The 13517-nt window shown below is 65.4% G+C and carries 16 protein-coding genes and 1 pseudogene; 11 read left to right on the top strand and 6 right to left on the bottom strand.

Features of this window, described 5'->3' with window-relative positions:
• Positions 1 to 76: 76 nt before the first annotated feature.
• From EBN03_RS32715 to EBN03_RS32730, 4 genes are all read left to right on the top strand, one after another.
• Entirely contained in the window at positions 77 to 646 is a 570-nt protein-coding gene (locus tag EBN03_RS32715; RefSeq protein WP_147471787.1) for a hypothetical protein, read from the top strand.
• Between the two features lie 437 nt (positions 647 to 1083).
• A complete protein-coding gene (locus EBN03_RS32720; RefSeq protein WP_122192048.1) occupies positions 1084 to 1494 on the top strand; it encodes a hypothetical protein in 411 nt (136 codons plus the stop codon).
• A gap of 15 nt (positions 1495 to 1509) precedes the next feature.
• A complete protein-coding gene (locus EBN03_RS32725; protein WP_122192049.1) occupies positions 1510 to 1878 on the top strand; it encodes a YciI family protein in 369 nt (122 codons plus the stop codon).
• Positions 1875 to 3068, top strand: coding sequence for an RNA polymerase sigma factor (locus EBN03_RS32730; RefSeq protein WP_122192050.1), 1194 nt, complete (start codon positions 1875 to 1877; stop codon positions 3066 to 3068). The genes EBN03_RS32725 and EBN03_RS32730 overlap by 4 nt, the downstream gene beginning before the upstream one ends.
• A gap of 118 nt (positions 3069 to 3186) precedes the next feature.
• Here the strand turns inward: EBN03_RS32730 and EBN03_RS32735 are convergent.
• Positions 3187 to 3330, bottom strand: a pseudogene (locus EBN03_RS32735) (IS256 family transposase); the annotation flags it as partial.
• A 60-nt stretch (positions 3331 to 3390) separates the two neighbouring features.
• Between EBN03_RS32735 and EBN03_RS32740 the strand changes: the two are divergent.
• From EBN03_RS32740 to EBN03_RS33930, 4 genes are all read left to right on the top strand, one after another.
• On the top strand, positions 3391 to 3714 hold the full coding sequence (locus EBN03_RS32740) for an ArsR/SmtB family transcription factor (protein ID WP_122192051.1): 324 nt from the start codon (positions 3391 to 3393) through the stop codon (positions 3712 to 3714).
• Entirely contained in the window at positions 3711 to 4397 is a 687-nt protein-coding gene (locus EBN03_RS32745) for an alpha/beta fold hydrolase (RefSeq protein ID WP_122192052.1), read from the top strand. The genes EBN03_RS32740 and EBN03_RS32745 overlap by 4 nt, the downstream gene beginning before the upstream one ends.
• A gap of 688 nt (positions 4398 to 5085) precedes the next feature.
• On the top strand, positions 5086 to 5820 hold the full coding sequence (locus EBN03_RS32750; protein ID WP_122192053.1) for a glycoside hydrolase family 19 protein: 735 nt from the start codon (positions 5086 to 5088) through the stop codon (positions 5818 to 5820).
• A 433-nt stretch (positions 5821 to 6253) separates the two neighbouring features.
• On the top strand, positions 6254 to 6466 hold the full coding sequence (locus EBN03_RS33930; protein WP_147471788.1) for a hypothetical protein: 213 nt from the start codon (positions 6254 to 6256) through the stop codon (positions 6464 to 6466).
• On the opposite strand, the gene EBN03_RS32760 is transcribed toward EBN03_RS33930, so the two are convergent.
• Entirely contained in the window at positions 6444 to 6683 is a 240-nt protein-coding gene (locus tag EBN03_RS32760) for a hypothetical protein (RefSeq protein ID WP_147471789.1), read from the bottom strand. The genes EBN03_RS33930 and EBN03_RS32760 overlap by 23 nt on opposite strands.
• A 222-nt stretch (positions 6684 to 6905) precedes the next feature.
• Here EBN03_RS32760 and EBN03_RS32765 point away from each other — a divergent pair, with 222 nt between their 5' ends.
• Positions 6906 to 7088 carry a hypothetical protein gene (locus EBN03_RS32765; protein WP_122192056.1) on the top strand — a complete coding sequence of 61 codons (183 nt, stop codon included), beginning with the start codon at positions 6906 to 6908 and terminating at the stop codon, positions 7086 to 7088.
• A 63-nt stretch (positions 7089 to 7151) separates the two neighbouring features.
• On the opposite strand, the gene EBN03_RS32770 is transcribed toward EBN03_RS32765, so the two are convergent.
• On the bottom strand, positions 7152 to 7694 hold the full coding sequence (locus EBN03_RS32770) for a hypothetical protein (protein ID WP_122192057.1): 543 nt from the start codon (positions 7692 to 7694) through the stop codon (positions 7152 to 7154).
• Positions 7695 to 8157: 463 nt separating this feature from the next.
• On the opposite strand from EBN03_RS32770, the gene EBN03_RS32775 reads away from it, so the two are divergent.
• Entirely contained in the window at positions 8158 to 8784 is a 627-nt protein-coding gene (locus EBN03_RS32775) for a hypothetical protein (protein WP_122192058.1), read from the top strand.
• A gap of 59 nt (positions 8785 to 8843) precedes the next feature.
• Here the strand turns inward: EBN03_RS32775 and EBN03_RS32780 are convergent, their stop codons facing one another.
• Positions 8844 to 9575, bottom strand: coding sequence for a hypothetical protein (locus EBN03_RS32780; RefSeq protein ID WP_122192059.1), 732 nt, complete (start codon positions 9573 to 9575; stop codon positions 8844 to 8846).
• Between the two features lie 452 nt (positions 9576 to 10027).
• Positions 10028 to 10978: an Ig-like domain repeat protein gene (locus EBN03_RS35645; RefSeq protein ID WP_147471790.1), complete on the bottom strand. Its 951-nt coding sequence runs from the start codon at positions 10976 to 10978 to the stop codon at positions 10028 to 10030.
• Positions 10979 to 11455: 477 nt separating this feature from the next.
• Between EBN03_RS35645 and EBN03_RS32790 the strand changes: the two genes are divergently transcribed.
• The gene (locus EBN03_RS32790) at positions 11456 to 13027 is read left to right on the top strand and encodes an endoglycoceramidase I (RefSeq protein ID WP_122192061.1); all 1572 of its coding nucleotides are present in this window, start codon (positions 11456 to 11458) and stop codon (positions 13025 to 13027) included.
• A 56-nt stretch (positions 13028 to 13083) separates the two neighbouring features.
• On the opposite strand, the gene EBN03_RS32795 is transcribed toward EBN03_RS32790, so the two are convergent.
• Positions 13084 to 13517: integrase core domain-containing protein (locus EBN03_RS32795; RefSeq protein WP_147471791.1), on the bottom strand; the 434-nt coding region annotated here is incomplete at its 5' end.

Here is a 13517-nt window from a genome sequence, read left to right on the forward strand (position 1 = left end):
TCCAGAAGTAATCGATCCGGTTATCAATCGCATGCTCAGCTCAACAGATGCCGAGATTCGGAGAGCAGGGGGTCGCATGGCGGCATTCGCCGCGCTGCAATGGGGGCGTCCAGCGCTAATGGAGCGAGCTCTGGCCAGCGATGTGGAAGTTCGAGTCGGCCTGGCTGAGGTCTGCGCCGAAAGGGTTGATCGATCCGCCGACTCAGAACTCGTGCTGTCCACTCTGCGCCACCTGATGCATGACGAGGATGACGAGGTTCGGAAAAAGGTTGGCACCCTGGCCGGTCACCTGCGTGGAGGCGCCCTGCGCCCTTACACCGAGTTCTTGGCCGACTTGATCGCGTCACCAAGCTACGTACACACGGCCCCGCAACTGCTCATCACGCTGCAGGAAGCGCCGGACAAGGTCGACGATCTCATCGACCTCGCTGCACACCACTTTCTGAATATCCACGGTGAAGACGTGGCCGACATCAGAGCCGGTGCTGCCGGGCATGCTCATTACATCTCGGATCTGGTGGTCCGTGGGTTGGCGCAGACTCGCGACCGACAGCGCATCACGGCGCTACTCGATATCCTTGATCGCCTGCTCGAACTCGGTGTCTACGGAGTCGATCGAGCAGTTGATGGAGCCGTTCGCAACTAGCTAGGAACTGGTGTCGACCAGGCGTCCCTCCGATATGCATTTCTCGGATTCAAGTCAACATTCCGCACCGGCGGGCACTTCCATCCCGGAGTGAATCGACTTCGCCGTGGTCACAAGCTATCTGGACACTGCGGCGATGTGGGGGAAGGACATAGTGCTGGCGGACTTCTGCATTGGATACGGCTCGATGGTCCGGACCCCGGTCAGCGGACTCACTGTGCCAACAGCGTGCCAAGACGTGAGCAATTGTCAAGACCTGTGGATCAAGATCACCTTTTGGGCTTTTCCTCGGTTGTCTGGTCGGGGCGTTCGAGCTTGCTGTTGTCGAAGCTGTGTGCGCGGCGCAGCCGCGCACAATTCGACGACCGAATGTCGAAGACCGTCCGCTGGCTCCGTGGTACCGGCGAAGGAACCATCAACCGAAAGGAACTCTCGTCATGAGTACCTCGATCTCCGACCTCGACTGTCTCGTCGGCACCTGGCGGGTGTCCGGCGGCGCCGACGGCACCACGACCTACGCGTGGCTCGACGGCCGCGCCTTCTTGTCCCAGCGCGTGGACATGGACCACGATGGGCACCACGTCTCCGGACTCGAAGTCATCGGCCACGAACGGCCGTTCGGCGGTGAGGCGAGTGAGGCGGTCACGTCACGCTTCTACTCGAGCGACGGCGAAACGCTCGACTACGAGTACGAACTCGACGGCGACGTGCTGACGATCTGGGGTGGCCGTAAGGGCTCGCCGGCGTACTGCCGGACCACGTTCAGCGCCGACGGCAACATGCTGTCCGGCGCGTGGGTGTGGCCCGGTGGCGGTTACGAGGCGACGATGACGCGTGTCGGTGGATAGCGGGAGGATGGAGCCGTGAAGTACATCCTGCTGGCCTACACCAACACGGCGGACTGGGCGTCGGTCGACTACTCGAGTCCCGAGTTCGCCGCGATGTGCAAGTTCTACGAGGAGCTCGGTGCCGAGCTGACCGAGTCCGGCGAGTTGGTCACGACGATGGGGCTCGCCGATCCGTCGTTGACCTGGACCGTGCGGAAGTCGGCTTCGGGTCCGGTCGCCAGCGACGGGCCGTACGCCGAGGTGAAGGAGGTTCTTGCGAGCTTCTCGGTCGTCGACGTCGACTCCCACGACCGCGCGATGGCAATCGCCGCACGTGTCGCCGACAACATCGGCGACACAGTCGAGGTCCGGCCGCTACCCGACGGACCGCCGGCCGATCTGTGATCGCTCGCGAGATCGAGGACCTGCTGCGCGACCTGGCGCCGCAGGTCCTCGGTGCGCTCGTCCGGCGGTACGGGCACTTCGACCTCGCCGAGGACGCGGTACAGGAGGCATTGCTTGCGGCGACGACACAGTGGCCCCCGTTGCCGGACGAACCACGCACCTGGCTGATCCGGGTGGCCTCGCGGAAATTGATCGACCTGCTGCGCAGCGAGCAGGCCCGCCGTGAGCGGGAGGAAGTGCCGGTTGCACCGTCCGGACCCGTTTCGGCACAGGATGATTCGTTGATACTGCTGTTCATGTGCTGTCATCCCGCGTTGCCGCGCACCGGTCAGATCGCGCTCACCCTGCGTGCGGTCGGCGGCCTCACGACGGGAGAGATCGCCCGCGCGCTGTTCGCGCCCGAAGCGACGATGGGGCAGCGGATCAGCCGCGCCAAGAAGACGATCAAGCAGTCCGGCGTGTCGTTCGCGATGCCGGCCGAGCACGCCGAACGCCTCGACGCCGTGCTGCAGGTGCTGTACCTGATCTTCAACGAGGGCTACACGAGCACCTCGGGGCCGGTGCTTGCGCGGGTCGAATTGTCGACCGAGGCGGTCAGACTCGCCCGGATGCTGCACCGCAGCCTGCCCGGCGACGGCGAAGTTGCCGGCCTGCTCGCGCTGATGCTGCTGACCGACGCCCGCCGTGCCGCGCGGACCGGGCCAGGTGACGTGCTGATTCCGATGGCCGAGCAGGACCGGACGTTGTGGGACCGCGCGCAGATCGCCGAAGGAGCTGCGCTGGTAACTGCCGCGATGTCACGAAACAAGCCCGGTCCCTACCAGATTCAGGCAGCAATCGCGGCAGTCCACGACGAGGCGCCGACACCGGACGCGACCGACTGGGAGCAGATTCTCGCGCTCTACACCTTGCTCGACCAGATGTCGGACAATCCGATGGTGACGCTGAATCGTGTTGTCGCCCTGGCGATGGCACGTGGCGTGCCCACCGGGCTCACGTTGCTCGAGCAACTGCGGACCGACCGGATCCTTGCCGAGCATCATCGTTTCGCCGCAGTCGAAGCGCATCTCGCGGAACTCGCAGGCGATCTGGAACTGGCCGCCGAGCAATACCGTTCGGCAGCACACAGGACACTGAGCGAACCCGAGCGGCGCTATCTCGTCACGAAGGCAGCGCGGCTCGAATCATGACCGAATGGATCTGTACCCCGACCCGAGCAATTCTCAGCCGCGGTCGAGAAAGCGGCGCAGACACGAATTGGGTGACATGCCTGCTGGAGACTTGTCAAATCCTGTGAATGGGTGAGTTTCAGGCGGCCTCCTGCTCGGACGAGTCGGCCGGTCGTTCTTTGAGTTTGCCTCTCTCGAAGGTGGCACCGGCGCGGACAAGGGCGACCAGGTGTGGGGCGTTGACTGCGCGCCAGCGGGCCTGAGCGGACTCGATCAGCTTGAACACCACCACCATAGTTAGACAATTGGCTAAGCGTCTAACTATTGGGTTAGAGTGACCGGCATGCGAGGCCTGCACCATCCATCCACCAACGACATCGACCTGCTGGCGGTGCTCAACGCCCTGGCCGACCCTATCCGCCTGAACATCGTCGTCCGACTCGCCGACCGGGCCGAACACCCTTGCACCGGCTTCGATCTCGGCATTACCGCCGCAAGCATGTCGCACCACTTCCGGGTGCTTCGCGAAGCCGGCATCAGTGCCACCCGCCAAGACGGAAAACATCGCTGGCTGACCCTGCGGCGCGCCGACCTCGACACCCGATTCCCGGGCCTGCTCGACTCGCTGCTCACCGCCGCCGCCAACCGCAAGGAGAACACCCGATGACCGACCTGCACATCCGCGAATGGGGCACCGGCGACCGAATCGCAGTCCTGATCCACGGCCTGACCACCGACTCCACCAGCTGGTGGCAACTGGGTCCAGCTCTGGCCGAGCGTGGTTACAGAGTTCTTGCGCCCGACCTGCCTGGCCACGGCCAGAGCCCCGGCCAGGGTGGCTACAGCATCGAGGCCATGACGCACGCTCTGACCGAGGCCCTGCCTTATGGCCCCGAGCTGGCCATCGGTCACTCCCTGGGCGGGCTGTTGCTGGCCAAGGTCGTCAACAACGTCAAACCCGACCGCGCTGTCTATGTCGACCCCGCCTGGGGGCCGGGCCACCCCACCGTGGCCGACATGTTCCGCGCGCAGAAGCGATGGACCCTCGAGCAGGTTCAGGCCGCCACCCCGCGCTGGGCGGCCGAAGCCCAAATCGGCAAACTGGAATCGCTATCACGTTGGGACACAGGGACGCTGGCCATCATGGACGGGTTCCCCGGCTTCCAGCCCACCGAGCCTGCCGTCCCCAGCCTGGTCCTGCTCGCCGACCCCAGCCAGGTCGTCTCACCGGAAAAGACCGTGCTACTACCCGAACTCGGTTACACCGTCCGGACCGTCCCCGACACCGGACACGTCATCCACAACGACGACTTCCCCGGCTTCCTCACGCAACTGCACGACCAGATCTGACCCGAGACGATCCAGAACACCGGACACCGCTGGCCGGCAATCCCGCCCCGACCGCGCAACGGTCGGGGCGGTGCCCATGGCCCGGATGAACCCGGTCGTCCCAGTGTGCGGGCAACACCTAGCCTTACCAGCCAACTGCGGCGTATCGCGCCGAAATTCGGCCGATGCTACGGCTCCCCAGTATTCGAACGCGTAACAGCTTTCGTGATACGGGCGTGACCTGAGATACAGATCAGCAAACTGTGATCAGGGACACAGATTGAAGTATATTACCAGTTCAGGCGCATAAATAGCTGTCGATCGGACGTTTTCGCTGAGTCGTCCAGACCGCTGGATCGTTGCTGCCGTGATGCCAGAGCGTTATCGTATTGGAATATATTCGGCTGTCTGGTTCGAATATGCGATGCGAATTGCAATTCGTGTCTACCAATTGAAACCGTCGCCATATCAGGCCACGCCTTCGGCGTGAGAGTCCGGTAGGCGGACTGATCGCGGCAGGGCGCACGCCCGACTCGGGTCGAGGCGCGGCAGGCACATCGCAGCGCCCACGGCATCGCAACAGTTCGACCGTTCCGGGTCACGCCACCCCCACAGCACACCGTGCAGAGGCGAGTTCATCCCGCCTGGCTGCGCGCTGTCCACCGCATGCCCGAACACGGCCGAACAGTTCGAGAACAGGAATGACCGCATGTCGTCAACATCCGCACGCCGCAAGTCGCCGACCTCGATCGTCCGCACCGCCGGCGCCGTGACACTGGCCGCCGCCGCGGCCACGACCATCATCAGCACCATCGCCGGCGCGCACGAGTCGTCCACATCGCAGGCGATCGGCCTGGAAGCGCTGTCGGCTCCCGCGCCTGCGCAGGTATCCGCCCCTGCTCCTCAAGCCATCGCGGCGCCTGCGTCGTTGCCCGGCGCCGATCAGGCGAATGTCACCGCATGGCTCCCGCAGATCAACAGCGCGATGGCGTCGGCGGGTATCAACACGCCACAGCGTGCCGCCGCATTCCTCGCTCAGGTGGGAGAGGAAACCGCCGGTTTCGCCACCTTGACCGAGTACGCCGACGGCAGCGACTACAACGGCCGGGCAGATCTCGGCAACACGCAACCCGGCGATGGACCCAAATACAAGGGGCGTGGTGGCCTCCAGCTGACCGGGCGCCACAACTACGAGCGCGCAAGCCAGGCGCTGGGCGTCGACTTCGTCAACCATCCGGAGCTGGTGGCGGATCCGCGGTACGCGTTCGCCACGGCCGCGTGGTACTGGAACAGCCGCAACATCAACGCCGCCGCCGACAACGCCCACCCCCAGGACCCCGCGAGCATCGATCCCGTCTCGCAGATCATCAACGGCGGTTCCAACGGACGAGACGTCCGGCGCGACCACTTCTCCCAGGTGTGCCGGATCCTGAAGTGCCCGTGAGCCCACGCGTTCTCGCTCTGTCAGGTCACGGGGTCACGGTGCGCGCGTTCGGATCGAACCCGCCGGTCCAGTAGGCCGTCCTTGCCGGTGATGGTCGAGGACCTGTTCCGGCAGCGGTGGCCCGACGGTAACCGGCGCGCGAATATGCAAGTGGCGGAGTCCGTCTCACACGTGACGGGCATTGCGATCAACCGGCAGCGGATCTATCGGATCCGCCACAGGATCATCGAGATAGTGGCCGGTACCGACCCCGCCCGCGTCGCCAGACTCGCCGAAGCCTCGCCCGCGCCAACCCCTCGGACCAGCAGGACGTGGCACTTACCACGATCGCGGAGGTAGCGACGGATTTCCCCCGGCCGCGCCGAGGACTTTCGCCCACACCATCACCGACCCGGGCGAACGCGCGCAGGAGCTCAGCAGAATCGTCCGGGTCGTGGCAGGTACCGACCCTGACCGTGCCGAAGCCATCGCCCGCACCATCACCGAGCCGAACTGGCAAGCCAGGGCGCTCATTGAAATTGCCCAACTGGTGGGTTGCGATAGCGAGCGGGCCGAAACCCTCCACTGCGAGGCCCTGGAGTCCGAGACCTTACTCAACAGCGCAGGGAGTTCGAGCGGACTCGTCAACCGCAAGAGATCGAAATGACCTGGATTCGCTCACCGGCGGGCGTGCAGACATGCCAGCCCTTCTGGCTGAATGATCCGCGCTCACCACCGTAGTGCGCGTACACGATTGCCTCGGCCAGATCGCCGACCACATTGCTGCTGGTCCGGATCAGGTCCCGATTCTGCAACTCGTTCATCGTGCCCGCCCACAGCCTGAGCAGGTCCGGCACGGTCAAGCTGGTGAGGTCCATGTCCATCGGGCGAATTGTGCCCGACCCCACCGACACCCGCCATCGGCTGATCGCCGTGTCGATCTGCCTGGGCACGGCCACCGTGCCACGCGGCGACCACTGAACCTGATACCACATCCGAGGGCTGGCTCAAAGTCCTCGCCAGTTGGCTCACGGCTCCGGCGGTTTCAGCGCTCAGATCTGGGCGGGCGGTGGCGAGCAGTGCGCCGAAGTGGGAGCCCAGAGGTCGTGGGCGACCTCCTCCTCCGGGACGTCGCAAGCCGCAATGCCGACGAAGAGTTTCCGGTGTGGGAATCGCGCGGCATGAACACCCTCCGCCTGCTCGGCTCGGACCTTGACGAGGCGCTTCTCGAGCTGCGCGAGCGCTCCTTGGCCCGGGTCATTGAGCCGCTGAGACCTGCCTGTCTCTGACCCACAGCTCATCCGGATCCGCGATGTCAGAAAATGCGGTGTTATCTGACATTCTCGGGGTGGCTACCACACGAGAGTTTCGCCGTCGTTGATGCGCACGGCGCCGAAGAATCGCCTGCCGATGTCGCTGCCGGCCCTGTTGTAGCTGTTCATCAGGTCCGACAATGCCGCAGCCAGTGCGCGCATCGACGGACTCACGGTCTCGATGCCGTCGGCGTGGGTCCACCCCCATTCGCGTGGGACATTGTCGAGAGTGATGACGACACTGCCGTCGTGGGGTGTGGTGACCGCGAACGTGATCTCGGCGGGCGCGTCGCGGATCGGATCGTGCAATTCCGGCTCGCCCGGTCCGGCGACTGCCGGCAGGACTGCCCGTGTCAGCGTGATGTCGTAGCGGATCATGTCCGCGATCAACTCGTGGCCGGCATGCCTGCCGATGCGGTTGTGCCGGGTGCCGTAGGTGCGGTCACCGGTCGCGGCGGGCGTGGACTTGCTCAGGAGTCGGTCCAGCATCCTTTGCGCCGCATCGCGTTCCGCGTCGTCGGTCCGCGGATGGTCGATCAGCATTCGCAGCCGCAGGATTCGCAGGCTCGCATCGGTGGCCACCGGCGGTAGCCTATCGCGCCTGTCGTGAGGCACCGGGGCTCTCGGTGGACGACGCAGTCGACTTCGAACATCGACACCGAGCCCGACGAGCACCACGGTGCCTCCGGATGTTCGGGAAACGTGTTCTGCAACAGGCGAAGACGCCACCGCGATACGAACGGGTCTCCGAACACGGCACGTGGGGAAACACTCGCGGCCAGCACCAGCCGTGGTAGCTGTGTTCGGCTGACGTTGTTCGTTTTCCGAACAGCAGACGTGCACACCTCACTCGTGCTGTGTAACCGAGCACTGACAACGGAATCTTGCGGGCCGTCAAGAAATGAGTGTTTCTGTTTGAGACCCCGGTCACCCTAGGGTCTATTCACGGTTTCGGCTCGAGCCGCCCGCCAGACGGGACCGGACTTCTCTGGCGAAACTGCACAATGCGCGGCGGCCCTCGCCGCGCCGATCACAAGGAATTCGCATGACATTTCGATCGATTACCCGGGCGACCGCGGTTGCGGCCACCACTGCCGCGGCGGGCGCGCTGACTCTGCTCGTCTCCGGCACCGCGGACGCCGCTCCTGGCCCGGTGACGATCACCTGGGACAGCGGTGCCGACCATTTCACTCGCACCATCACCAACGGCGCCCCGGCCGCCGGTGAGACCATCACCATCAGCACGCAGATCAAGCGCAGCAGCACCACCAACGAGCAGTTCGACTGGTACAAGGACTGGCACCCGGCCTGCCTGACCTATGTCATGGACTCGGCGACGATGACCGACGGCAGCGGCGCCCACCCGGTCGAGCCGTACCTCAACATCTTGTCCGACAACATCGCCGGTGATTTCACCGCGACCAGCTACAAGATGAACGCCAGCAGCTCGCAGACGGTCACCTTCAGCGCCAAGTACACCGCCTCGGGCGCCGACTGCGGCAGCGCCGGCGCCATCAACGGCGGCGTCGAATACCTGTCGACGCTCGGCCACTTCACCTTCAAGAACCTGGTCGCCAACGGCGGCGGGACCGGTAGCGCAACCGGTAGCGCCGGTGGCGTGCTGCAATCCATCCTCGGTGGCCTGAGCTCCACGCTCGGCGGCGCGAAGTAGCAGGGCCGTTCGCGACGGGGTCTGCACCGGCTTCACCGGTGCAGACCCCGTTCTCGTTGCTAGCTTTTGGTAGCGCCGGACAGCGAGCCGAGTAGCGGCAGGTTCGACAGCAGGCTCGAACCACTGCTGCCCGACCCGCCGCCGGTGCCGCCGCCCGGGTTTGCGGTGGTGACGGTGGTGGTGGTCAGCGTCGGGGCGGGGCTCGGGTAGCAGGCAACGGGTACGTCCACCGCGCCCAGGATCGTCCCGGACTCGACCGAGGCGGTGAATGTCAGGCCGGGATCGCTGTAGCTGGTGCCGCCGACCGTGCTGGTGATCGTGCCGGCCGCGGTCGCGGTGACGTCGATGGCCGCGGCGGGCAGGGTGAAGGCGGTTCCACCGGCGACAGCGTCCGGCGCCGAGACCGTGATCGTGCCGCCGGACCGGGTGATCGTGGCGCTGACCGTGCCGCCTGTGAGCGTGCCCGAGACGTAGGTGGAATCCGTTGGGACCGGCAGGGTCAGCTGAACTCCTCGAATGTTGTCGAGTGTGTGGCCGGAGACGGTGCCGGGAACCTGCATGGCCGCCGGGGCCAACGTAATCGCAACGGAATCACCGGCATTGGCGGTGGACGGGGCGGTTGCCGACACCCCGAGAGACATGGTCAGGGTCTGCGGTGCGCTCAGCGGTGGCGTCGCCTGGCACTGGTAGGTGATGGTGACCGGCGTTGCGGCCACCGGATTCGCCGCCGCGGCGGCCGGTGCCAGGATCAGGGAGGTCAGAGCGGACGCGCGGACAAGGTTCGATCGCATTGGATCGCCCCACTTTCGGGCTCGGTTGAACATCGACATCCACCGGGCGACGGCGCAGCCGGATGCCTACTACTGCAATACCTTCGGCCGGCCGGGGATGTGCTGATCCACGCTAGGGGAGGAGCGGACCGGGTGGAAACCGCAATTTGTGGTCGGCTCGAAAGCTCGAATTGTCAATCCGGATAAGACGAAGCTGCCGGCGACCATCACGGCCGGACCCGGCGATCGGTGATTTCGACAAGCCCACCGTGATCGCGACAGCGATCACGTCGATCGGCAACCCGGGCCGGAAGATCCGTACCGACTGGCGGTTCGTCAGGCGACCGAGGTTGCCTGACGAACCACCAACGGGACAGCAGATCGCGCAGAAGCTCGGCTGGGTGTCCCACTTGATGCCACCACGGTAACGGCGGATGCCGGGTGACCCGGCTGGGTAGATGCCGGTGCGGCGGTCAGGGGTGGTAGCTGATCGAACTGCCCGCAGCGAGGAACGTGAGTACCTGGTTCAGCATGGCGCCGGGGTCGGTCGGCGGTGTCGTCGTCGTGGTAGTCGCTGTCGTCGTGGTCGGCGGCGCAGTGGTCGGCCCGGGGGCCACGGTGACCGTACCGGTGGTTGTGGCGGCGGCGGTGGTGGTGGATCCGGAGTAGTTCGCGGTGATCGAGTGGCCACCTGCCGTGGTCGGGGTCCACGAGAAGGTGGCCTTGCCGGTGTTGTCCACCGTGCCGGTGCCCACCGTGGTGCTGCCGTCCAGGAAGGTCACGGTGCCACCGGCGTTCGCCGGGGTCACCGTGGCGGTCAATGTGGTCGCCTGGCCTACGGTCGCGCCGGCCACCGGGGTGAGAGCGACAGTCGAGTTCGCGATCGCGGTGACGGTGATGCTGGGGCCCTGGGTGGTGTAGGTGAAGTGGCCGAGCGAGGAGAGGTATTCGACACCGTCGGTCAGGGCCGTGCCGGTCGCGCACCCGGCGCCGACGGTGTACTGGGCACTGAAGGTGACGGTCTGTGTGTTGGTCGCGATCATCTTGTAGCTGGTGGCGGTGAAGTCACCGGCGATATAGCCGGACTGAACGTCGAGGTAGGGCTCGACCGGGTGGGCGCCGCTGTTGTCGGTCATCTTCGCCGAGCCGGAGACGTAGGTCAGGCAGGCGGGGTGCCAGTCCTTCAGCCAGTTGACCGTCTCGTTGGTGGTATCGGTGCGTGAGATCGCGGTGCTCACGGTGACGGTCTTGCCTGCGGTCGGGGTGACGTCGCTGACGGTCCGCGTGTAGGTGGAGGCGCCGTTGGTCCAGGTGATGGTCGCCGGCGCCGCGGTGGCGGTGCTCGCGCCGAGGGCGGTGAGGGCGCCGACCGCGAGAACAGTGGCGGCCCCCGCGGTGAAGCGAATGTGAGCGCGATGGGTCATGGCGTTATCCTTTTCGAGACTGAATTCGCCGGACTGCGACCGATTCGACCTGTGGATCTCCGAACTCGGCCGCATCGGACGACGTCCGAACAGGTCGACGAATCCCGATTCCGGTCAGGCGGTTTCTCATTGCAGCTGCCTGAGAACTGCATTCGGCGCGCGTCGATGCTCGCGGGGGAGACACTAACCCGGATCTACAACGAACAGAAACTATGATTCGTGGTCTCTCGACAATTTACTGTTGTCGAGAGGCTGTGCTCGACAGTTCTCCACGCCGGTTTCCCGGATCCTCGGTACGATCGCGGCGGGCCGAACCGCCGGTAGCGCGTACCTGTCATCGACAGGCGATTGTTGTAATTCCATCAGCAGAAACGGTTTCTGATACACAAATCGACGTTCTACCGTTGACCGATGTGCCGTGCCTCCTGTGGGCACGACATTCTGGTCGGATTCGAATCCGTTTTCGCAGAGGTAGGAATGAAGCGTATTTCTCGATGGTCGGCCGCATTGCCCGCGGTGATCGGCTGTGTTCTGGCGTTGTCCGCGCCACCGGCGACCGCCGCTCCGGCCGATTTCGGTCCGCTACACGTGGCAGGTTCCCAGTTCGTCGATCAGTACGGGCGTGTGGTGCTGCTGCACGGCGTGAACAATGTCGACAAGCAGGCACCCTATATCCAGCCCGGCGACGGCGTCACAGTGACGGACGCGGATGCCGCGATGCTCGCCCGGCACGGTTTCGACACGGTTCGCCTCGGCGTCAGTTTCGATGCGATGATGCCCACACCGGGTGTGGTCGATACCGCCTACCTGGACCGGGTCGTCGCGGTGGTGGACATGCTGGCGCAGCACGGGATCCACACTCTGCTCGACAACCACCAGGACGGACTGTCGTCGGTGTGGGACGGCAACGGTTTTCCGGCATGGTCGATCACGGCCCGGCCCACCCCGGGCGAATCCAATCCGGGATTCCCGATGAACTACCTGATGGCCAGCATGAACGCGGGCTGGGACGAAGTGTGGAACAACAGCCACGGAGTCCTGGACCAGCTCGGCACCGCCCTCGGCGCACTGGCCGGCCGAGTGCAGGGCCACCCGGGCGCGCTCGGCATCGAACTGCTGAACGAGCCGTGGCCGGGCACGGCGTTCACATCCTGCTTCCCGAACGGCTGCCCGGACTTCGACGCGAAATATCAAGCGGACATGCAGAAGCTGACCGATGCGGTCCGCGCCCACAACTCCGGCCTGACGGTCCTGTGGGAACCGAATGTCACCTGGAACGAGACGATGCCCACGAATCTGGGCAACAATCCGCCGATCACCTCGCCAGGCATCGCGTTCGCGCCGCACGACTACTGCATCCCCAGCCAGCTGACCATCTACAGCGGGCTGCCCGACGCGCTGCGTGGCTTGTGCGGTCCGCAACAGGGCAAGACCTGGGCGAACATCGACTCCTTCACCCATCGCACCGGAATACCCACGCTGGTCACCGAATTCGGTGACGGTGACCCGTCGGTGGTGCCGAACACGCTGTCGCACGCGGACGATCGGTTCCTGGGCTGGGAATACTGGCAGTACACGACGGGGTCGGATCCGTTCCAGGGTGACCTCGGGCACCAGCTGGTGCGGACCTATCCGCAGGCCACGTCCGGAACTCCGGGCCGGATGGTCTTCGATGCTGCCACAGGTGATTTCGCCTACCGGTACACCCCGAAAGCGACGGGCAAGCCGACCGAGATCTACGTCTCCGACCTGCACTATCCCAACGGCTATCAGGTGCGTGCCGACGGTGGCACGGTGACGTCCGCGCCCGGGGCGCGGACGGTCACGGTCGAAGCGACCGGTTCGGCGCCGGTGACGGTGTACATCAACCGGCCCGGATCGGCGGGGGCGACGCTACCGGCCGGCGCGTTCGATCCCGGTTCGGCGGCGACGGCGACCGGGTCGGCGGGTATCGGCACGGGGTCGGCGGGATCGTCGACCGGGCTGGGTACCGGTTCGGTGGGTTCGGCGGCCGGCGCGGTCGCGGGCAGTTCGGAATCCGCGGGCTGAGCACAACGAGGAGGGCCACCACCGGCTGACCGGTGGTGGCCCTCTTTGCGCACGCCCTAGGTGTACTGACCTGAGAGGTTGGGAACGCGGCTGGCTGGCGGGTGTCCGCCGAGTGCGGTGTGGCCGCGGTGGTGATTGTAGGTGTGCAGCCAGTCGGTGAACGCAGCACGGCGTTCGGCCTCTGACCGGTAGGGGCGGGCGTAAGCCCACTCCTCGAGCAGGGTGCGGTTGAACCGTTCGACCTTGCCGTTGGTCTGCGGCCGGTAAGGCCGGGTCCGTTTGTGGGTGATCCCGCCCGCGGCGAGCTCGGACCGCCAGAGCTGTGAGATGTAGCAGGCGCCGTTGTCGGTGAGTACTCGTTTCACGGTGATTCCGTTGGCGGCGAAGTATTTTCGTGCCCGCTGCCAGAACGCGACAGCGGTTTCCTTGCGTTCGTCGGGCAGGATCTCGCTGTAGGCCAGGCGGGAGTGGTCGTCGACAGCATTGTGGA

Source organism: Nocardia stercoris, from assembly GCF_003696265.1.
GTDB lineage: Bacteria > Actinomycetota > Actinomycetes > Mycobacteriales > Mycobacteriaceae > Nocardia > Nocardia stercoris.